General features: G+C 74.1%; 16 protein-coding genes. 12 read left to right on the plus strand and 4 right to left on the minus strand.

Annotated elements, in window-relative coordinates:
- Positions 1-21: 21 nt before the first annotated feature.
- Complete coding sequence (locus tag ACFPGP_RS01855; RefSeq protein WP_378586097.1) at positions 22-645, minus strand: PadR family transcriptional regulator; 624 nt, start codon at positions 643-645, stop codon at positions 22-24.
- Positions 646-722: 77 nt separating this feature from the next.
- Between ACFPGP_RS01855 and ACFPGP_RS01860 the strand changes: the two genes are divergently transcribed.
- Positions 723-1,472 carry a maleylpyruvate isomerase N-terminal domain-containing protein gene (locus ACFPGP_RS01860; RefSeq protein WP_378586100.1) on the plus strand — a complete coding sequence of 250 codons (750 nt, stop codon included), beginning with the start codon at positions 723-725 and terminating at the stop codon, positions 1,470-1,472.
- Between the two features lie 9 nt (positions 1,473-1,481).
- Here ACFPGP_RS01860 and ACFPGP_RS01865 read toward each other — a convergent pair whose 3' ends face one another.
- Positions 1,482-3,836, minus strand: a complete 2,355-nt coding sequence (locus ACFPGP_RS01865; protein ID WP_378586103.1) for an arylsulfatase — start codon at positions 3,834-3,836, stop codon at positions 1,482-1,484.
- A 36-nt stretch (positions 3,837-3,872) separates the two neighbouring features.
- Positions 3,873-4,457, minus strand: a complete 585-nt coding sequence (locus ACFPGP_RS01870) for a TetR/AcrR family transcriptional regulator (protein ID WP_378586105.1) — start codon at positions 4,455-4,457, stop codon at positions 3,873-3,875.
- A gap of 85 nt (positions 4,458-4,542) precedes the next feature.
- On the opposite strand from ACFPGP_RS01870, the gene ACFPGP_RS01875 reads away from it, so the two are divergent.
- The 11 genes from ACFPGP_RS01875 to ACFPGP_RS01925 all read left to right on the plus strand — a co-directional run bounded on the left by ACFPGP_RS01875 (position 4,543) and on the right by ACFPGP_RS01925 (position 20,184).
- On the plus strand, positions 4,543-5,220 hold the full coding sequence (locus ACFPGP_RS01875; RefSeq protein WP_378586108.1) for an NADPH-dependent F420 reductase: 678 nt from the start codon (positions 4,543-4,545) through the stop codon (positions 5,218-5,220).
- A gap of 87 nt (positions 5,221-5,307) precedes the next feature.
- Positions 5,308-6,696 (plus strand): serine hydrolase domain-containing protein, encoded by a 1,389-nt coding sequence (locus ACFPGP_RS01880; RefSeq protein ID WP_378586111.1) that lies wholly within the window; start codon positions 5,308-5,310, stop codon positions 6,694-6,696.
- A 35-nt stretch (positions 6,697-6,731) separates the two neighbouring features.
- On the plus strand, positions 6,732-8,288 hold the full coding sequence (locus ACFPGP_RS01885) for an ABC transporter substrate-binding protein (RefSeq protein ID WP_378586112.1): 1,557 nt from the start codon (positions 6,732-6,734) through the stop codon (positions 8,286-8,288).
- Positions 8,289-8,326: 38 nt separating this feature from the next.
- Positions 8,327-9,325, plus strand: coding sequence for an ABC transporter permease (locus tag ACFPGP_RS01890; RefSeq protein WP_378586113.1), 999 nt, complete (start codon positions 8,327-8,329; stop codon positions 9,323-9,325).
- A gap of 3 nt (positions 9,326-9,328) precedes the next feature.
- Positions 9,329-11,263, plus strand: a complete 1,935-nt coding sequence (locus tag ACFPGP_RS01895; protein ID WP_378586115.1) for a dipeptide/oligopeptide/nickel ABC transporter permease/ATP-binding protein — start codon at positions 9,329-9,331, stop codon at positions 11,261-11,263.
- Positions 11,260-12,000 carry an ABC transporter ATP-binding protein gene (locus ACFPGP_RS01900; RefSeq protein WP_378586118.1) on the plus strand — a complete coding sequence of 247 codons (741 nt, stop codon included), beginning with the start codon at positions 11,260-11,262 and terminating at the stop codon, positions 11,998-12,000. The genes ACFPGP_RS01895 and ACFPGP_RS01900 overlap by 4 nt, the downstream gene beginning before the upstream one ends.
- The gene (locus ACFPGP_RS01905; RefSeq protein WP_378586120.1) at positions 11,997-15,287 is read left to right on the plus strand and encodes a serine hydrolase; all 3,291 of its coding nucleotides are present in this window, start codon (positions 11,997-11,999) and stop codon (positions 15,285-15,287) included. The genes ACFPGP_RS01900 and ACFPGP_RS01905 overlap by 4 nt, the downstream gene beginning before the upstream one ends.
- Entirely contained in the window at positions 15,287-16,429 is a 1,143-nt protein-coding gene (locus ACFPGP_RS01910; RefSeq protein WP_378586123.1) for a M20 family metallopeptidase, read from the plus strand. The genes ACFPGP_RS01905 and ACFPGP_RS01910 overlap by 1 nt, the downstream gene beginning before the upstream one ends.
- Positions 16,426-17,328, plus strand: coding sequence for a GNAT family N-acetyltransferase (locus tag ACFPGP_RS01915; protein WP_378586126.1), 903 nt, complete (start codon positions 16,426-16,428; stop codon positions 17,326-17,328). The genes ACFPGP_RS01910 and ACFPGP_RS01915 overlap by 4 nt, the downstream gene beginning before the upstream one ends.
- A complete protein-coding gene (menC, locus tag ACFPGP_RS01920; RefSeq protein ID WP_378586128.1) occupies positions 17,325-18,428 on the plus strand; it encodes an o-succinylbenzoate synthase in 1,104 nt (367 codons plus the stop codon). The genes ACFPGP_RS01915 and menC overlap by 4 nt, the downstream gene beginning before the upstream one ends.
- Before the next feature lie 76 nt (positions 18,429-18,504).
- Entirely contained in the window at positions 18,505-20,184 is a 1,680-nt protein-coding gene (locus ACFPGP_RS01925; protein WP_378586130.1) for a PucR family transcriptional regulator, read from the plus strand.
- A gap of 208 nt (positions 20,185-20,392) precedes the next feature.
- On the opposite strand, the gene ACFPGP_RS01930 is transcribed toward ACFPGP_RS01925, so the two are convergent.
- Positions 20,393-21,160 (minus strand): alpha/beta fold hydrolase, encoded by a 768-nt coding sequence (locus ACFPGP_RS01930; RefSeq protein WP_378586132.1) that lies wholly within the window; start codon positions 21,158-21,160, stop codon positions 20,393-20,395.
- Positions 21,161-21,165 lie beyond the last annotated feature (5 nt).

Raw genomic sequence — 21,165 nt, forward strand, 5'->3', positions numbered from 1 at the left:
GGCGCCGCCCGCAGCGCGGGCTCAGTCGCCCGGCAGCAGCCGTGGGAGCGACTCGAGCATGCGCCGGGCGCGAGCCGGGTCGCCGCCGTGCTCCGCGTCGTCCCAGGCTTCGACCTCCGCCGCGGCGGAGTCCGCCCATTCGACGACCAGTCGCAGGAGATCGGCCGCGAAGGTCATCCACAGCACGTTCGCGTGCAGCCGCTCGGGGAACGGCAGCTCGCCGGTCACCATGGCCCCGACCATCGCCTGACCGTTGTCGTAGGCCTGCGCCGCGGCCTCGCGGGTCGCGGCGAGACTCCGGAGCAGGTCGTCCTTGCCGCCGCTGGTCGCGAGCAGGCAGCGCAGCAGAGCCTCGATCCGCACCACCGGCGCGGCCGGTTCGGTCGCCAACCACGCCCGCAGCGCGCGCCGGCCTGCCGCCGTGATCGAGAAGACCTGCCGGCTGCGGACGGGGCCGGCCGCCCGTTCGTGCACCGAGATCAGTCCCTCGCGTGCGAGTCGCTTCGGCTCGGCGTACAGCTGACTCTCCGAGACAGGCCAGGTGTAGGCGAGCGAGCGTGTGGCCTGCTGGGCGAGCTCGTACGCCGACCAGTCCCTGAGGTCGAGCAGCCCGAGGATCGCGTAGGAGGTCGTCGTCAGCGTCACGGGGTTGACACTACTCCGACTCGGAGTAGATTGCCTGCTACTCCGGATCGGAGTAGTAGGCAGGAGAGGGGACGGTCATGGGCATGACGCTCGCCGAGGCGCACGTGCGGGGGTTCGAGGTGGCGGGACACCACACGGCGCGATTCGTGGCGTACGTGCGGGCGCTGACCGAGGACGAGGTGGCGCTGCCTGTCCCCGGGCTGACCTGGACCGTCGGCCAGACCGTGACCCACGTGCAGTCGGTGTACGAGCGCTACACCGTCGACCGGCGCCGGGCGGACACCGCCGACCTCGTCGCCGTCGCCAACGAGGAGGACGTCGCCCGGATCGGGGTCGGCCTCGAGGCGTCGGCCCGGTCGATCGAGGAGCAGTGGGCCTTCCTCGGTGCCGTCGTGGGCTCGGTGCCGCCCGACACGGAGTTCCCGTTCCACGCCGGGTTGCAGACCACCATGGCCGGCGGCTGGGGCAACCTGCTCGGTGAGCTCCTCGCGCACGGCGACGACCTCGCCCGCGCGACGGGGAAGCCCTTCGGGGTTCCGGGGGAGGACCTCGAGGTGACGTGGCGCTTCGGCTTCCCCCTGCTCTCGGGGTGGCTGCGGCCGGAGGCGCGGGGGCTGGTGGAGACGTGGCGGCTGCAGATGCCGTTCGGCGACATCGGTCTGGTTCTCGACCGCGGCGTGTTCGACGTGATCGACGACCCGGCCGGTGCTGACCACGACCTGGAGGTCGGCGACGTCGAGGAGCTCACCCTGCAGGTGCCCTACCGGCGCCGCGAGGCCGGCGACCCGCTGGTCGAGCTGCTGGGGTCGCGCTTCCGCGACCTGTGACCGCCCGGGTCACTGCCGCGCCAGCGCCACCCGCAGCCGCTCCTCGACGGGGATCTCGTGGTCGAGGGCGTCCTCGCCGAGGTCGATCTGGACCCACGCGATGGTGCCGGTGAAGTGGTTGTCGCCCGCGCCGTAGTCGTCACTGACGGGGGTGGCGAGGTCCTCGCCGACGTCGGTGGTCTCGTCCATGGAGAAGACCATCGGCACGGTCACCTCGAGCCGCCCGGTCCCGACCTCGGCGCCGTCCGCGCGCACCGTGACCGTCGCGCCCTTGCCGAAACCGCCACCGTCGTAGGAGAGCTCGACACGCACCTCGTGCTCACCCGGCCCGAGCGGTGCGGAGCCGCGGACCTTGACCCGCTGCAGGCCGAGCAGGTTGTAGCAGAAGGTCGGCACGCCCTCGCGCAGGTAGACGCTCCAGCCGCCGAAGGAGCCGCCCTGGGCGAGGACGACGCCCTCGGCACCGCCCTCGGGGACGGTCAGCCGCGCGGTCACGGCGAACGACTTGTTCTTCACGTTGAGCACGCAGTTCTCCGGCAGCCGCCCCATGCCCGGGTAGAGGCGCTGGCTGGTGCCCGCGATCAGCACCGGCCGCCCGGCGAGGTCGGGGTTGAACCGCTCGATGCGGCGGTCGTCGAGCGGCAGCACGCCGTACTTCGCTGCCTCGACGAGGAACAGTCGCTGCAGCTCCGCGAGCTTCTCCGGCATCTCGGCCGCCAGGTCGTGGGCCTGCGTCCAGTCGTCGGGGCTGTAGAGCTCCCACACGTCGTCGTCGTACGCCGGGAGCTCCTCGACGATCCATGGCGTGCTGTGACGCGTCACGGCCGTCCAGCCCCGGTGGTAGATGCCGCGGTTCACGAAGCACTCGAAGTACTGCAGGTCATGGGTCTCCGGGGCGTCCGCGTCGGTGAAGGTCGGCACCATGCTCGTGCCGTGCAGCGGCATCTGGTGGGTGCCGTTGACCGCCCGGGGCACCGGCAGCCCGGCCGCCTCGAGCACCGTCGGCACGACGTCGGTGACGTGCGTGAACTGGTGGCGGCGCCCCGACGCCTCGATGCCGCGCGGCCAGTGCACCACCGTGCCGTTGCGGGTGCCGCCCCAGTGGGAGGCGACCTGCTTGGTCCACTGGTACGGCGTGCTGGTCGCGTGCGCCCAGCCCACGGCGTAGTGGTTGTAGGCCGTCGGTGAGCCGAACTCGTCGATCTTCGAGTGCAGGAACTCCGGTGTCTCGAGGTGCGCGGCGTTGTTGAAGACGAACCCCTCGTTGAAGCTGCCGTTGACCGTCCCCTCGCCGGAGGCGCCGTTGTCGCCGACGATGTAGAAGACCAGCGTGTCCTCGGCGGTGCCGAGCTCCTCGAGGGTGTCGACGAGGCGGCCGACGTGGTGGTCGACGTGCTCGAGGAAGCCGGCGAACACCTCCATCTGCCGCGACAGCACCGGCTTGAGGTCGTCGGGCATGTCGTCCCACGCCGGGATCTCGTCCGGTCGAGCAGTGAGCACGGCGTCGCCCGGCACCACGCCGAGCTCCTTCTGCCGGGCCAGGGTCCGCTCACGCAGCGCGTCCCAGCCGTCGTCGAACTCGCCGGCGTAGCGCTCCGCCCAGCCCGGGGGCACCTGGTGCGGGGCATGGGCGGCGCCGGGGGCGAAGTAGAGGAAGAAGGGGCGGTCGGCACTGAGGGCCCGCTGCTGCCGCAGCCACGCGATCGCCTTGTCGGCGAGGTCGTCGGTCAGGTGGTAGCCCTCCTCGGGCGTGCGGTCCGGCTCGACGGGCGTGGTGCCCTGGAAGAGCGAGGGGTAGTACTGGTTCGTCTCACCGCCGATGAAGCCGTAGAAGTGCTCGAACCCGCCGCCGCCGGTGGGCCACGCGTCGAACGGCCCCACTGGGCTCGACTCCCACACGGGCACCTCGTGGCACTTGCCGAACTGGGCGGTGGAGTAGCCGTTGAGCCGCAGCACCTCCGCCAGCGGTGCCGCCGACCTCGGCCGCACCGAGGAGTAGCCGGGTGCCGAGGTCGCCACCTCGGTGATCGAGCCCATGCCCACGGAGTGGTGGTTGCGCCCGGTGAGCAGCGCCGACCGCGTCGGCGCGCAGAGGGCGGTGGTGTGGAAGCGGTCGAAGGAGAGACCCCGCGCCGCCAGCCGGTCGGCGGTGGGCGTGCGCACCGGCCCGCCGAAGGTGCTGGCCGCCCCGAAGCCGACGTCGTCGAGCAGCACGATCAGCACGTTCGGCGCCCCGGCGGGCGGTCGCAGCGGCGTCAGCGGGGGGTACGACGCTGCCGGGTCCTTCGCGTCGTACGCCGTCAGCCGCGGGGGCTCCGGGTCGGGCAGGGGCAGCGTGGCGCGGGAGGGCTCGTGGGCGGGCACGCCGGCGACGCTAGGACGAGCGCTGCGGCCCGGGCGTCATCCCCCGTGGGGGATCGCGGCGCCGACCAGCGTGCCAGCGGCCTGGGCCGTCAGAGCCGGCACCCCGGGGTCGGCGTCGAGCGCGCCGCTGGCCAGGCCCCCGTCGAGCAGGAGCGTGAGCGAGCGGGCGAGACCGTGGGGGTCGGGCGCCCCGGCCTCGGCGGCCAGCTCGCTGACCCACGCCAGCACCGCCTGCTTGTGGGCAACGGTGCGGGCGTGGACGGGGCCGCCGGGAGCCGCTTCGGCCGCGGCGTTGATGAAGCCGCAGCCGCGGTAGCCCTCGCGCCGGCAGGCCTGGCCGAGCGCGTCGAAGAGGCCGACCAGCTGGTCGGCCGGTTCGGGACCGGCCGCCTCGGCCGCGGCGTGGAGCTGCCCGCTCCAGGCGGCGTCGACCCGGTCGAGGTAGGCCACGACGAGGTCGTCCTTGGAGGGGAAGTGCTTGTAGAACGTCGCCTTGGCCACGCCCGACTCCGCGATGATCAGGTCGACCCCGACCGCGCGGATCCCGCGCGCGTAGAAGAGCGCGGAGGCGGTCTCGAGGATCCGGTCGCGCGCCGGCGCTGCGCGGGAGGAGGGGGGCACCCCTTGATGGTAGACAGGTCTGTCTGCTAGCGTCCAGCCCCAGAGGTAGACAGACCTGTCTATTCGACTCGGAGAGGGACTCCCCATGGACATCGCCGTTCTCGGCACCGGCAGCGTCGGACGCGCCGTCGCCGGCCGCCTGCACTCGCTCGGCCACGCCGTCGTCGTGGGCACCCGCGACCCGCAGGCCACGCTGGCCCGCACCGAGCCCGACGGCATGGGCAACCCGCCGTTCGCCACCTGGCACGCCGACCACGAGGGCGTGGGGCTGGCGGCGTTCGCCGACGCGGCCGCGGGTGCCGAGCTCGTCGTCAATGCCTCCTCCGGCGACGTGACGCTCGACGTGCTGCGCCTGGCCGGCGCCGCGAACCTCGCCGGCAAGGTGCTCGTCGACATCGCGAACCCCCTCGACTTCTCGAACGGCTTCCCGCCCACCCTCTTCGTCAAGGACACCGACTCGCTCGGCGAGCAGGTGCAGCGCGCGTTCCCCGAGGCCCGCGTGGTCAAGACCCTCAACACGCTCACGGCCGCGCTCATGGTGGACCCGGCGGCCCTCGGCGCCCCGAGCACGGTCTTCGTCTCCGGCGACGACGCCACCGCGAAGGCGCTGGTCACCGACCTGCTCACCTCGTTCGGCCACGAGGACGTGATCGACCTGGGCGGCATCGACACCGCCCGCGGCACCGAGATGCTGCTGCCGGTCTGGCTGCGGCTGATGGGAGCCCTCGGCACGGCACAGTTCAACTTCCACGTCGTGCGCTGACGACACTGTCGGGCCGGACGAACCACACCGAGCCCGCTTGTCGGGAACGACGAACATGCGCGGGGTCGCCGCTCCTAGCGTGACCCCATGAGCTCCCTGGACGACGTCAGGACGTGGATCGCCGGGCAGCTGCCGGCGCTCATCGCGAAGTACGACGTGCCGGCCGCTGCGGTCGCCGTCCTCCGCGGGGACGAGGTCGTCGAGCACGCGACCGGCGTCCTCCACCGCGGCACCGGGGTCGAAGCCACCACCGACGCGGTCTTCCAGATCGGCTCGATCACCAAGCTGTGGACCAGCACCTTGGTCATGCAGCTCGTCGACGAGGGCCTCGTCGACCTCGACGAGCCGCTGCGGACCTACCTGCCGGACTTCCGGATCGGCGACGAGGAGGCCGCGACCCGCATCACCACCCGGATGCTGCTCGACCACACGGCGGGCTTCGAGGGCGACATCTTCACCGACACCGGCCCCGGCGACGACGCGGTGGAGAAGTACCTCGGCGTCCTGCACGAGGTGCCGCAGCTGTTCCCCCCCGGCGAGCAGTTCTCCTACAACAACGCCGGCTTCTGCGTGCTCGGCCGGCTGGTCGAGGTGCTGCGCGAGAAGACGTACGACGCCGCGCTGCGCGAGCACCTCGTCGCACCGCTCGGCCTCACCCACGTCGCGACCAGCCCCTACGAGGCGATCATGTTCCGCGCCGCGATGGGTCACATCGAGCTCGAGCCGGGCACCGGCTTCAGCCCGGCGCCGGTGTGGGCGCTGGCCCGCTCCAACGCCCCGGCCGGCGCCATGCTCGCGATGGCGGCGCGGGACCTCGTCGGCTTCGCGCGGATGCACCTCGAGGACGGCAGGGCGTCCGACGGCACGCAGGTGCTCGCGCCCGGCACCGCCGCGCGCATGCACGAGCGGCAGGTCGACCTGCCCTACCTCGGCGTGATGGGCGACTCCTGGGGCCTCGGCTTCGAGCGCTTCGACACCCCGACCGGCGCGATCATCGGCCACGACGGCAGCACGATCGGCCAGAACGCCTTCCTCCGGATGGTGCCCGAGGCCGGTCTCGCGGTGGCGCTGCTCACCAACGGCGGCGACACGATCTCGCTCTACCACGACCTCGTCGGCCACGTGGTCGCCGAGCTCAGCGACGCGACCCTGCCGCCGCTGCCGGTGCCGCCGGCCGACCCGGAGCGCATCGACGCCTCCCGCTACGTCGGCACCTACTCCGCCGAGATCGTCGACCTCACCGTGAGCCAGGACGACGACGGCCGGATCTGGCTCGACCAGGTGCCCAAGGGGATGTTCGAGGAGCTCGGTGAGAAGCCGCAGCGCCAGGAGCTCGTCCACTTCCGCGGCGACAGCCTGATCAACGCCGTCCCCGAGCACGGGCTGCACATCCCGCACGCCTTCGTCGGCGACGACGGCGACGGCCACGCCCTCTACCTCCACATCGGCCGCGCGTTCCGCCGCGCCGGCGCCTGACCCCGACCCCGCGAACCGCGAACAGAGAGATCTCCATGAAGCTGACCCCGGCCGCCCTCGGCCTCTGCGTCACCGCCGCCCTGCTCACCGGGTGCGGCGGCTCCGGCTCCGACTCCGACGGCAACGGCAGCAGCGGCGACACCCAGTACGCCGACGGCGGGACGTTCACCATGGCCATGGCGGGCGACCCGGGCAAGCTCGACCCGCAGTCCTCGGCCAGCAGCCAGCTGTTCACGGTCAACCAGCTCGCCTACGACAACCTGGTCGCCGTCGACGCCGACACCGGGGAGATCCAGTCGCAGCTGGCCACCGACTGGAAGGTGGACGGCGCGACCGTCACCCTGACGCTCGGTGACGGCATCACCTGTGCCGACGGCTCCGACTTCACTGCGACGACCGTCGCGGACAACATCGCCTACGTCGCCGACCCCAAGAACAAGAGCCCGTACCTGGGCGTGTTCCTGCCCGTCGGTGCCAAGGCGGAGGCGGACGACGCCGCCGGCACCGTGACGATCACGCTCGCCCAGCCCGCGCCGTTCGTGCTCAACGGCCTCGCCAGCCTCCCCATGGTCTGCGAGGCGGGGATGGAGGACCGTGCGTCGCTGTCGGACTCGACGGCCGGCACCGGCCCGTACGTCCTCACCGAGGCAGCGCCGGGCGACCACTACACCTACGAGATCCGTGACGGCTACACGTGGGGCCCCGACGGCGCGACGACGGCCGAGAAGGGGATGCCCGACACCGTCGTGATGAAGGTGGTCCAGAACGAGGGCACCGCCGCGAACCTCCTGCTCTCCGGCGACCTCAACGCCGCGACGGTCCAGGGCCCCGACGCCAAGCGCCTCGACGCCCAGGACCTCTTCACCAGCCAGACGCCGGCCCTCGTGGGCGAGCAGTGGTACAACCACGGCGACGGCCACGGGACCGCCGACCCCGGCGTCCGGATGGGCCTGACCCAGGCGCTCGACCTCGAGCAGCTCGCGTCCGTGGCCACCGCCGGCAACGGCACCCCGGCCACGACGCTCGCGGCGATCCAGCCGGTCGCCTGCCCGGGTGACTCCGTGTCGGGCAACGTGCCCGCGCAGGACGTCGAGGCCGCGAAGACCGCCCTCGCGGGCCAGAAGCTGACGTTCCTCTACTCCAGCGCGGCGGGCAACGCGGTGTCCGCCGCCGCCGAGCTCGCGGTCCAGCAGTGGGAGGCGGCAGGTGCCACCGTCACGGCCAAGGGCGTCGACGAGACCGCGCTGCAGCAGGCGATCTTCGGCACCGGCGACTGGGACATCGCGTGGGTCCCGCTCAACGTGAACAGCCCCGACCAGCTCGTGCCGTTCCTCTCCGGGCCCGGCATGGCCGACGGCGGCACCAACTTCTCCGGCATCGACAACCCCGACTACGACGCCGGCGTGAAGCAGGCCTCCGGCATGCCGGGCACCGAGGGCTGCGACACCTGGCTGCAGGCCGAGGCGTCGCTCTTCACCGCCGCCGACATCGTGCCCTTTGCCAACAACCTGGTGACGACCTACGGCAACGGTGCGGAGTTCGAGATGCCGGGACAGCTGGTGCCGACGAGCATCCGCATGCTCGCCAGCTGACCTGCCTCGCCGACGACGACCCAGGGGAGACCGGAGCCATGACGACGGCGAGCTCGGTGATCGCCACCACCCCGCGCGAGGGGCTGTGGTCCCACCCCTGGGTGCGTTTCGGCGTACGACGCCTCGGGCGCCTGCTGGTCTCGCTCTGGGTGCTGGTGACGGCGTCGTTCCTGATGATCCACCTGATCCCCGGCGACCCGGTGCGGGCGGCCCTCGGGCCGACCGCACCGGCGGCGCTGGTCACCGCCAAGCGTGAGGAGATGGGGCTCGAGGACCCGCTCCTCGTGCAGTACTGGCACTACCTCCAGGGCCTCTTCACCGGTGACCTCGGCACCTCGATCACCTCGCAGCTGCCGGTGTCCGAGGTCGTCGGGCAGCGCCTGCCGGCGACGCTCGCGCTGGCCTTCCTCGCGTTCGTGGTCGCGGTCGGGATCGCCGTGCCGCTCGGCGTGGCGATGGGCGTGCGCACCCGGCGCGGCCACGGCCGCCGGACCGAGCTCGCGTTCACCTCGACCAGCGTCGTGCTGGGGATCATCCCGGACTTCCTGCTCGGTGTTCTCCTCGTCTACGTCTTCGCGGTCAGCCTCGGCTGGCTGCCGGTCGCGGGCAACGACACCCCCAGCGCCTACGTGCTGCCGGTGATCGCCCTCGCGATCGGCCCCGCCGCGATCCTGGCGCGCATCATCCGGGTCGAGATGGTGACGGTGCTCGACGCCGACTTCGTCCGCACCGCCCGCGCCAAGCGCCTCCCCGACCGCACCGTCCACCTCGGACACGCTCTGCCCAACGCGCTGACCGCCTCGCTCACGCTGGCCGGGCTGATCCTCACCTCGATGGTCGCCGGCACGGTGCTGGTGGAGAACGTCTTCGCCTGGCCCGGCCTCGGCAGCACGATCGTCAGCTCGATCCTGACCAAGGACTACCAGCTCGTGCAGGCGATCGTGCTCGTGTACGGCGTCGGCGTGCTGCTGGTCAACACCCTCGTCGACGTCGCGCTCGCCGTGCTCGACCCGCGCTCGATGATCCGGGAGGACTGAGGCGTGCGCCGCTGGATGAGCGTGCTGCGCACGCCGGTCGGGCTGACCGCCACCGTGCTGGCGGTGGGGGTCCTGGTGCTCGCGGTCGTGGCGCCGGTCCTGTGGACCGACGAGGCCAACGCCATCGACACCAACGACATCCTCGCCGGCCCCTCGCGGGAGCACTGGGCGGGCACCGACAACCTCGGGCGCGACATCTTCTTCCGCACGCTCGTCGCCACCCGGCTGTCGGTGGAGCTCGCGCTGGCCGCGACCGTGATCGCGGTGGTCGCCGGCCTGGTGATCGGCACCGCCCCGTTCCTGCTCGGGAAGCGGTCGGGCCGGGCGGTGGTCGCCGGCACCAACATCGCGGTCGCCTTCCCCGGGCTGCTGCTCGCCCTGTTCTTCGCCGTCATCTTCGGGGTGGGCGCGACCGGGGCCGTGCTCGCGATCGGCTTCGCGGGCGCCCCCACCTTCGGCCGGCTCACCCAGACGCTGGTGGCGGGCATCGCCTCGCGCGACTTCGTCGACGCGGCGCAGGTCGCGGGGGTCAGCCGCCCGCGCATCCTCGTGCGCCACGTGCTGCCCAACGTCTCCGAGCCGCTGGTCGTCAACGCCACGATCGGCGCCGGCGCGGCCCTGCTGTCCTTCGCCGGCCTGTCGTTCCTCGGCCTCGGTGTGCAGCAACCGGCCTACGACTGGGGCCGCCTGCTGTTCGACGGCATCAGCTCGATCTACGTCAGCCCGGCGGCCGCGCTCGCGCCCGGCATCGCCGTCCTGGTCGCGGGCCTGGCCTTCAACCTCTTCGGCGAGTCCGTGGCCAAGGGGCTGGGGGTCGGGGTGGTGGGCGGCATCCCGTCGCTGCCGCCGACGCCGGAGGCGCTCGAGACCGGGGTCCCGGTCGCCGAGGAGTCGCACGAGGCGGCGTCCGACGTCGTGCTCGACGTCCGCGACCTCGAGGTCGCCTTCCCCGGGCCCGACGGCGTGGTCCGGCCGGTGCGCGGCGTCTCCTTCTGCGTGCGCCGCGGCGAGGCGCTCGGGATCGTCGGCGAGTCGGGCTCGGGCAAGTCGCTGACGGCGCTCGCGGTCTCGCGCCTCGTGGAGGCCCCGGGCCGGGTCGACGCCGCGCGCCTCGAGCTGCTCGGCACCGACCTGCGCGCCGCCGACACGAAGGCGCAGCGCCACCTCCTCGGCACGTCGCTCGCCATGGTGTTCCAGGATCCGCTCACCTCGTTCAACCCCACCCGGCGGATGGGCGGCCAGCTCGCGGAGGGCGCGCGTCACCACCAGGGGCTCGACCGCAAGGCGGCGATGGCCCGCGCCGTGGACCGGATGCGCGCCGTGCGCATCTCCGACCCCGAGCGTCGCGCGCACCAGTACCCGCACGAGTTCTCGGGCGGCATGCGCCAGCGCGCCATGATCGGGATGGGCCTCATGGGCACGCCCGCGCTCATCGTCGCCGACGAGCCGACCACCGCCCTCGACGTCACCGTGCAGCAGCAGGTGCTCGACCTGCTCGCCGCCATCCGTCGCAGCGACGACGTCGCGCTCGTGCTGATCAGCCACGACGTCACCGTGGTCGGCGAGGTCTGCGACCGCGTGCTCGTGATGTACGCCGGCCGCATCGTCGAGGACCTCCCCGCCGCCGAGCTCGACACCGCGGCCCGCCACCCCTACACGCGGGCGCTCGTCGCCGCCGTGCCCGACATGGAGACCGACCTCGACCAGCCGCTGGCGGTGATCCCCGGCCGCCCGGTCGACCCGGCCGACGTCCCCCCGGGCTGCGCCTTCGCGCCCCGCTGCCCGCTGGCCACCGACCGCTGCCGCGCCGAGGACCCGCCCCTCGAGCCGGACACCGCCGGACGCCGCGTCGCCTGCTGGCACGCCGGCGAGCCCCTCGCGCTGGTGACCGAGGACCGCGAGCCGGCCGACCTGCTCGAGGAGGTGGAGGCGTCGTGAGCGGCCTGGTCTTCGAGGACGTCCGGGTCTGCTTCGGCGACACCCGGGCCGTGGACGACGTCAGCCTGGAGGTGCCGCACGGTGAGGTCGTCGGGCTGGTGGGTGAGTCGGGGTCGGGCAAGTCCACGCTGGCCCGCACCGCCGTCGGCCTGGTGCCGCTCGACGGCGGCCGGGTGCTGCTCGACGGCGAGCCGGTGCCGGTGCGCGGGCGGCGGCGGCCGGTGCAGATGGTCTTCCAGGACCCCTACTCCTCGCTCGACCCGCGGATGAGCGTCGGCGCCAGCGTCGCCGAGGCGCTGCCCCGCGAGGGCTCGCGGGCCGACCGCCGCGCCGACGTGGCGCGGCTGCTCGAGCTCGTGCACCTCGACCCGACCCGCGCCGGCGCCCTCCCCGCCGAGCTCTCCGGCGGCCAGCGGCAGCGCGTCGCCCTGGCCCGGGCCCTGGCCGGGCGCCCGTCGGTCGTCGTCGCCGACGAGATCACGTCCGCGCTCGACGTCTCGATCCAGGGCGCGGTGCTCAACCTCGTCCGCGAGCTCCAGCGCGAGCTGGGGCTCACCCTGCTCTTCATCTCCCACAACCTCGCCGTGGTGCGCTACGTCGCCGACCGGGTCGCGGTCATGCACGACGGACGCATCGTCGAGGAGGGCCCGACGTCACGGGTCCTCGCCGCGCCCGACCACGACTACACCCGACAGCTGCTCGCCGCCGTCCCCGGAACCCCCAGGAGCCACCCATGACCCGACGGATGCGTCTCACCGACCTCACCGCGATCGCGGTGCCCTCGCAGCCCGTGCTCTCGCCCGACGGCACGCGCGTCGTCTACGTGCTCCGCACGATGGACGCCGAGCACGACCGCTACCTCGACCAGCTCTGGACGGTGCCCGTCGCCGGCGGCGAGGCGCGCCGGCTGACCGCCGGTCCCGACGACACCGCGCCGGCCTGGTCTCCGGACGGCTCCCGGATCGCGTTCCTGCGCGAGGGCGAGGTGCACCTGCTCGCGGCCGACGGTGGCGACGCCGAGCGGGTCACGCAGCTCCCGCACGGCGCGGGCGCCCCGGTGTGGAGCCCCGACGGCACCCGGCTCGCCCTCTGCGCCACCGTCGGCCACGTCGGCTCGCCGGTGGTCGCCCGCCGGCTCGACTACCAGGCCGACGGCGCCGGGATCCTCGGTGCCGCCCGGCAGCAGCTCCACGTCGTCGACCTCGCGAGCGGGGAGTGCCGTCAGGTCACCGACGGCGGGGAGCACGCGGCGGGCGCGGCGTGGTCGCCCGACTCGTCGACGATCGCCTTCCTCCGCAAGGTCGGTGACGACAGCGACCTCACGTGGCGGACCGCCGTCCACCTCGTCGACGCCGCCGACCGCAGGGCACGCCCCCGGGTGGTCGGTTCCGCCGACGGCGTCGCTGCCAGCGTGTCGTTCGCGCGCGACGGCGCCTCGCTCCTCGTGGTCGGCCACCCGGGCGACCCGGTCGGCCACCAGCACCTGCTGCGGGTGCCGCTCGACGGCAGCGAGCCGGTCAGCCTCACCGCGCACCTCGACCGCAACGTCATGCCGGGCGGCACGGCGTACCCCGGCGGACGACCGCAGGAGGCCGGTGACGGTCGCCTGCTCGTCTGCCTGCGCGACCGTGGCTGCACCCACCTGTGGGCGCTCGGCGACGCCGAGGGACCGCTGCTCGCGGGCGCCGGCCGCGTGGTTTCCGGGCTCTCGGTCGTCGGGGGCACCGCGGTGGTCACACTCGGCACGCCCACGTCGTACGGCGAGGTGGTGGCGCTCGACCTCGCCACCGGCGCGGAGGCGGTGCTGACCGACCACGGCGCGGGGATCGCCGACCTCGAGCTGTTCGAGCCGGAGGAGCGGACGTTCACGATCTCCGACGGCACCGAGGTGCAGGCCTGGCTGCTGCGCGACCCCGAGCGCACCGGGCCGCGGCCGTTGCTGCTCGACGTGCACGGCGGCCCGCACAACGCCTGGAACGCCGCTGCGGACGAGATGCACCCCTACCACCAGGAGCTCGTCGCCCGGGGGTGGGCGGTGCTGCTGGTCAACCCGCGCGGCAGCGACGGCTACGGCGAGGCGTTCTTCGACGGGGTGCACGGCGCGTGGGGCGTCGCGGACCACCTCGACTTCCTCGAGCCGCTCGACGCGCTCGTGGCCGAGGGCGTCGCCGACCCCGACCGGCTCGCGGTCACCGGCTACAGCTACGGCGGCTTCATGACCTGCTGGCTGACCGGGCACGACGACCGGTTCAGGGCGGGCGTCGCCGGAGGCGTGGTCAGCGACATGACGAGCATGTACGGCACCTGCGACGACGGGCCCTGCATGAGCGCCTACGAGCTCGGCGGGGCGCCGTGGGAGCAGCCCGAGGCCTACGCAGCGATGTCGCCGCTCACGCGCGTCCACCGGGTCAGCACGCCGACGCTCGTGCTGCACGGGCTCGAGGACCTGACCTGCCCCGTCGGCCAGGCCCAGCAGTGGCACACCACGCTGCGCGAGCGCGGCGTGCCGACGGAGCTCGTGCTCTACCCCGGGGCGTCGCACGCCTTCGTGCTGCTCGGCCCGCCCTCGCAGCGGATCGACTACGGCACACGGCTCGTCGACTGGGTCGAGCGCCACGCCCGCCACGCCGGCCGCCCGCGCATCGACGTCGCCCACTGGGAGCAGCGGCTGGCCAGGCTGGCCGAGCGGCACGGGATCCCCGGCGCCCAGCTCGGCATCCTGCGCGTCGACCCCGACGGCGCCGCGGCCGACGACGAGCTCGTGGTCGCCTCGTACGGCCTGCTCAGCATCGACACCGGCGCCCCGGTGACGCCGGAGTCGATCTTCCAGATCGGCTCGATCACCAAGGTGTGGACGGCCACCGTCGTCATGCAGCTCGTCGACGAGGGCCTGCTCGACCTCGACGCCCCCGTGGTCGAGGTGCTGCCCGAGCTGCGGCTCGCCGACCCCGACGTCACCAAGCACGTGACCGTGCGCCACCTGCTCAACCACACCAGCGGCATCGACGGCGACGTCTTCACCGACACCGGCCGCGGCGACGACTGCATCGAGCGGTACGTCGAGCTGCTCGCCGAGCAGACCCAGAACCACCCGCTCGGCGCCACCTGGTCCTACTGCAACGCGGGCTTCTCCGTGCTGGGCCGCGTGATCGAGGTGCTGACCGAGAAGACGTGGGACGCGGCGCTGCACGAGCGGCTCTTCGAGCCGCTGCAGATGCGCCACGCGATCACGCTGCCCGAGGAGGCGCTGCTGCACGCCGCCGCCGTCGGGCACGTGACCGAGGACGGGCACAAGCAGGTCGCCCCGGTCTGGCAGCTGCCGCGCTCGATCGGGCCGGCCGGGCTGGTCTCGGCCAACGCCGCCGACGTGCTCGCCTTCGCCCGGCTGCACCTGACCGGCGGCCTCGGCCCCGACGGGGGGCGGGTGCTCGGCGCGGAGTCGGTCGCGGCGATGGCCGACCACCAGGCCGACCTGCCGGACAAGTACTCCCTGGGCGACTCGTGGGGGCTCGGGTGGATCCGCTTCGGCTGGGACGGCGAGCGCCTCCACGGCCACGACGGCAACACGATCGGGCAGGCGGCCTTCCTGCGCGTGCTGCCCGGCGCCGGGCTCGCCGTGACGCTGCTGACCAACAACGACGGCAGCCGCGACCTCTACGAGGACCTCTACCGCGAGGTCTTCGCCGAGCTGGCCGGCGTCGAGATGCCGCACCCGCTGACGCCGCCGGAGCCGCCCGTCGAGGCGGACCTCGCGCCGTACGTCGGTCGCTACCAGCGGGCGTCGGTGCTGATGGAGGTCCTCGACGGGGACGACGGTCCGCTGCTGCGCACCACCCTCAGCGGCCCGCTCGCCGAGCTGGTGCCGGACCCCGTCGACGAGTACCGCCTGGTGCCCTACGCGCCCGGGATGTGGCTGACCAAGCCGGAGGAGGCCGAGACCTGGTTCCCGGTCACCTTCTACGAGCTGCCGACCGGCGAGCGCTACCTCCACTTCGGCGCCCGGGCCACCCCGAGGGTCGACTGATGGACCTCGCCCTGCTCCTCGACGGCACTCGCGCTCTGGTGGGGTGCGAGTCGCCGTCGTCCGACCTCGCGGCGGTGGCGGTCTCCGCCGACGTCGTGGCCGCGCTGGGCACCCGGCTGCTCGGCGTGGCGCCGGAGCGCATCGTGCTCTCCGGGGTCACCCACCTGCGGTGGCGGCTCGGCCCGGGCCCGTCACGGGTGCTGGTGCTCGGCCACCACGACACCGTCTGGCCTCTCGGCTCCCTCGCGACCCGGCCCTGCACGGTGGAGGGCGGGGTGCTGCGCGGCCCCGGCTGCTTCGACATGAAGGCGGGCCTGGTGATGGCCTTCCACGCGCTCGCGGCCCTCGACGACCGCGACGGCGTCACGCTCCTGGTCACCGGTGACGAGGAGGTCGGCTCGCCGACCTCGCGCGCGCTGGTGGAGGACGAGGCCCGGGCCGCCGGCGCGGCGCTCGTGCTCGAGGCGTCCGCCGAGGGCGGTGCGCTCAAGACCGAGCGCAAGGGCGTCTCGCTGTACGACGTGCGGATCGGCGGGCGCGCGTCCCACGCCGGACTCGAGCCGGAGAGCGGGGTGAACGCCACCGTGGAGCTCGCCCACCAGGTGCTGGCCGTCGCCGGGCTCGCCGACGAGGCGCGGGGCACCACGGTCACCCCTACGGTGGCCGGCAGCGGCACCACCACCAACACGGTTCCGGCCGACGGCACCTTCTCCGTCGACGTCCGGGTGCGGACCGTCGCCGAGCAGGAGCGGGTCGACGCCGCGCTGCGTGCGCTGCCGCCGTACCTCCCCGGCGCGACGGTCACGATCGGCGGCGGCCCCAACCGGCCGCCGCTCGAGGCGGCGGCCTCCGCCGCCCTGCTCGATCGCGCCCGGGCGCTCGCCGCCGACCTCGGCCTGCCCGCGCTCACGACGGCGGGCGTCGGTGGCGCCTCCGACGGCAACTTCACCGCCGGCGTCGGCACGCCGACCCTCGACGGCCTCGGCGCCGTCGGTGGCGGTGCCCACGCCGACGACGAGCACGTGCTGGTCGAGCACCTGCCCGGCCGCACCGAGCTCCTCCGGGCGCTGGTGGCCGACCTGCTCGCGCACCCCCTCGCCCCGCTCGCGACCCCCCTCGCGACCTCCGGGAAGGCCCGATGATGACCATCCCCGACGACGTCGGCACGCACCGCCCCACCGCCCACCTGACGCCGGTCGACCTCGACCCCGCGGTGCAGGCGGCCGACGCTGCTGCGCAAGCCGCCGGCGTCGCGGTGCGCGAGGTCGGTGACCTCACCGGCATGGCGGCCGTGGTCGACCTCTACGCCGAGATCTGGGGCCGGTCGGCCAACCCGCCGGTCACGCTCGAGCTGCTCCGCGCCTTCACCAAGGCCGGCAACTACGTCGGCGGCGCCTACGACGGCGACCGGCTCGTGGGCGCCTGCGTCGGCTTCTTCCACGCGCCCTCGGAGGACGCGCTGCACAGCCACATCGCGGGGGTCGCGCCGGACATGGCGGGTCGCAACGTCGGCTTCGCGCTCAAGCTGCACCAGCGCGCGTGGGCGCTGCTGCGGGGCGTCTCGGAGGTCGCCTGGACCTTCGACCCGCTGGTCAGCCGCAACGCGTGGTTCAACCTCGCCAAGCTCGCGGCCGAGCCGGCCGAGTACCTCCCCAACTTCTACGGCGCGATGCTCGACAGCATCAACGGTGACGACGACTCCGACCGGCTGCTCGTCCGCTGGCGGCTGCGCGACCCGGCGGTCGTCGCGGCGTGCGCCGGCCGGCCGGTGGTCCTCCGCGCCGCCGACGAGCTGGCCGCCGGAGCGGTGGTGGCCCTCGGCATCGACGCCGACGGCGCACCGGCGCCGGGCCGGGTCGACGCCGCGACCAGCCTGGTCGCGGTGCCGCCCGACATCCAGGCCCTGCGCGCCACCGACCCCGCGCTCGCGCAGCGCTGGCGGGTCGCGGTGCGCGACGCGCTGTCGCAGCTGGTCGCCGACGGTGGCCGGGTGGCCGGCTTCGACCGCGAGGGCTGGTACGTCGTGAGGAGGAGCTCGTGAATCTGACCGGGGTCGAGCTGCGCCGGATCGCGATGCCGCTGGTCTCGCCGTTCCGCACGTCGTTCGGCACGCAGACCTCGCGCGACGCGCTGCTGCTGCGCGTCGTCACCGACAAGGCCGAGGGCTGGGGGGAGTGCGTCGCGATGGCCGACCCGCTCTACAGCTCGGAGTACGTCGACGCGGCCGCCGACGTGCTGACCCGGTTCCTCGTGCCGGCCCTGGCCGCCTCCGACGCGCTCGACGCCCACGCCGTCGCCGGCCTGCTGGCGCCCTTCAAGGGCCACCGGATGGCCAAGGCGGCCCTGGAGATGGGCGTCCTCGACGCGGAGCTGCGCGCCGAGGGCCGGTCGTTCGCCCGCGAGCTCGGTGCGGTGCACGACCGCGTGCCGTGCGGGGTCTCGGTCGGGATCATGGACAGCATCCCCGAGCTGCTCGACGCCGTCGGCGGCTACCTCGACGAGGGGTACGCCCGGATCAAGCTGAAGATCGAGCCCGGCTGGGACGTCGAGCCGGTGCGCGCCGTCCGGGAGAGGTACGGCGACGTGCTGCTCCAGGTCGACGCCAACACGGCCTACACCCTCGCCGACGCGCGGCACCTCGCCCGGCTCGATCCCTTCGACCTGCTGCTGATCGAGCAGCCGCTGGAGGAGGAGGACGTGCTGGGGCACGCCGACCTCGCGCGGCACCTGCGCACGCCGGTGTGCCTCGACGAGTCGATCGTCTCGGCGCAGTCCGCGGCCGCGGCGATCCGGCTGGGGGCGTGCGCGATCGTCAACATCAAGCCCGGGCGGGTGGGCGGCTACCTCGAGGCACGGCGGATCCACGACCTCTGCGTCGCGAACGGCGTGCCGGTGTGGTGCGGCGGGATGCTCGAGACCGGCCTGGGCCGGGCCGCGAACGTGGCGCTCGCCGCGCTGCCCGGCTTCACGCTGCCGGGGGACACCTCGGCGTCCGGGCGCTACTACCGCACCGACGTGACCGTGCCGTTCGTGCTCGACCACGGGCACCTGGCCGTGCCGACGGGGCCCGGGCTCGGTGTCGTGCCGCTCGAGGACGAGCTGGCCGCGGTGACCACGGCGACCACGTGGCTGGCCGTCTGAGTGCCTCGGCCTCGTCGGATCCGACGAACCGGAGGCGGATGGTCGTCGTCCCGGACGACGTAGGGTGGCGGCCACCATGAGCGCCGCGCCCGCACCGACACCGCGGCCCCGGCCCCGCACGAGCCTGGGCCGGGTGCTCGACGACCTCGGCGCCACCCTGCTCGACGCCGTGCGCGGGGTCGAGGAGCCCGGGGCCGCCGCGGAGATCGGCGGGGTGGTGATCCACGACCCGCTCGACGCGCCGGTGCTCCCGCCGCGGGCGCTGGTGCTCGGCGTCGGGGTCGAGTCGCCCGACCGGGTGGTCGCGCTGCTGGACGAGCTCGGCCGCGCCGGCGCGGTGGGGCTGGTGCTGCGCTCGCCGGTGCCGCTCACGCCCGAGGTCGAGGCGGCCGCGGACGCCGCCGGGGTCGCCCTGCTCGGGCTCGGGCGCGGGGTGCCGTGGGCCCACCTGGCCGCGATGCTGCGCTCGGTGCTCGCCGAGGGCGACGTCGCGGTGACCGAGGAGGAGACGCTGGGCGGGCTGCCGTCGGGCGACCTCTTCGCGGTGGCGAACGCGATCGCGGCGCTGCTCGACGCCCCCATCACCATCGAGGACCGCAGCTCGCGGGTGCTCGCCTTCTCCGGCGGCCAGGACGAGGCCGACCCCTCGCGGGTCGAGACGATCCTCGGGCGGCAGGTGCCGGAGCGCTACTCCCGGATCCTCAGCGAGCGCGGCGTCTTCCGCGAGCTCCACCGCACCGACCGGCCGGTGTTCATCACGCCGGTCGAGGGCGGGGAGGACGCCTTCTCGATGCCTCGGGTGGCGATCGCCGTGCGCGCGGGCGACGAGGTGCTCGGCTCGATCTGGGCCGCCGTGCCCGGCCCGCTGAGCGAGGAGCGCTCGGCCGCGCTCGGCGACGCGGCGAAGCTCGTCGCCCTCCACCTGCTCCGGGTGCGGGCCGGCGCCGACGTGCGTCGCCGGGTCCGGGCCGACCTGGTGAGCTCGGCGCTCGAGGGCGGAGCCGGCGCGCGCGAGGCGCTCGAGCGGCTCGGGCTGGCGGGTCAGCCGCTCGTCGTGGTCGCGGTCGCCCTCGGCGGGACGGCCGAGGACGCTGCGTCGTACGCCCAGGAGCGGCAGCGGCTCGGCGACGCCTTCGCGCTCCACCTCGGCGCGCTGCAGGCGCGCAGCGCCGCCGCGCCGGTCGGGGACACGACGTACGGCCTGGTGCCGGTGCCTGCCGACGGCTCCGGCGACCCCGACGGGATCGACGGCGAGGAGCGGGCGCTGCGGATCGCCGAGGACTTCCTCGACCGCGTCGCCGACCGGATGCGGCCCGTGGTCGGCGTCGGACCCGTCGCCCACGACGTCGCCGGGCTGGTGCACTCACGGCTCAGCGCCGACCGCGCCCTGCGGGTGCTGCGCGACGGCAGCGGGGAGCGCCGCGCCGCCCGCCTCGACGACGTGCAGGTCGAGGCCCTGGTGCACGAGCTGCGCGACCTCGTCGCCGCGCGCGGGGACCGGCCCACCGGGGCGCTGGCGCGGCTGCTCGACTACGACCGACGCCACCAGGCCAGCCTCGTCGAGACCCTGCAGGCCTGGCTCGACGCGTTCGGCGACGTCAGCGCCGCTTCCGAGGCGCAGTTCGTGCACCCCAACACGTTCCGCTACCGCCTGCGGCGAGTCGCCGAGGTCGGCGGCATCGACCTCCGCGACCCCGACCAGCGCTTCGCCGCGCTGCTGCAGCTGCGCGTGCTCGGGCCGTTCCCGTCGCACTGAGGCCCCGGGCACGGCACAGTGGACCCATGGGGATCAAGCAGAGGCTCGGCACCTGGCGGCAGCGCTGGCGCGAGCACCGCATCCGCGAGAAGGCGGCCGCCCGTGAGGCGCGCTAGCGTGTCGAGCAGGCCGATCGCGACGTCAACCTGGCCGGGCTGAAGAAGCGGCCCGGTGGGGGAGGCGGCGGAGGCGGCCTCTCCGGCTGACGTCACGGCCGCGGCAGCGCCCTCGCCGCCCACTCCTCGACGGCGTCCACGACGAGCTGGGGGCGGGTCATCGTGGGCACGTGCCCGGTGCCCGGGAGGACGACGAGCTCGGCGCCCGGGATCGCCGCCGCGACCTGACGTCCGACCTCCACCGGCACGACCGCGTCGAGCTCGCCGTGCAGCACGAGCGTGGGGACGGTGACGGCGGTCAGGTCGGGGGCGACCTGCTCCTCGTGGTGGCTCTCGAACATCCGGGCCGCGGCCTCCGGGTCGGCGCGGAGCAGGATCTGGCGACCCCATCGCCGGACGTGCTCGCTGTCGGGCTCGGGCACGCACGCGTCGACGAAGGCGGCGACGTACGCCGGGTAGTCGGCCCGGACCAGCGCGGTGTCCGGCGGACCTCCGGCGGCGGGGGAGCCGTCGACGAGCACCAGCCCGTCGAACCGGTCGGGGCCCTCGAGCACCGCCTGGAGGCAGGTCATCGCGCCCATCGACTCGCCGGCCAGCACGCACCGCTCGACGCCGAGGTGGTCGAGCACCGCGAACAGGTCCTCGACGAGGCCCCGCGGGTGGACCGCCTCGGGCGGCGCCGTGCTCGCCCCGGCCCCCCGGTGGTCGTAGGCGATGCAACGCCAGCGCGGCTGCATCAGCTGCACGGGCTCCTGCCACAGCTCCCAGCTGCCCACCCAGCCGCCGTGGGCGACGAACGTGCGCGGACCGCTCCCGACGTCCACGGTGTTGAGCAGGAAGCCACCGGCCTCGACGAACATGCGCC

This window comes from Nocardioides taihuensis (genome assembly GCF_042657275.1).
GTDB classification, from domain to species: Bacteria; Actinomycetota; Actinomycetes; order Propionibacteriales; family Nocardioidaceae; genus Nocardioides; species Nocardioides taihuensis.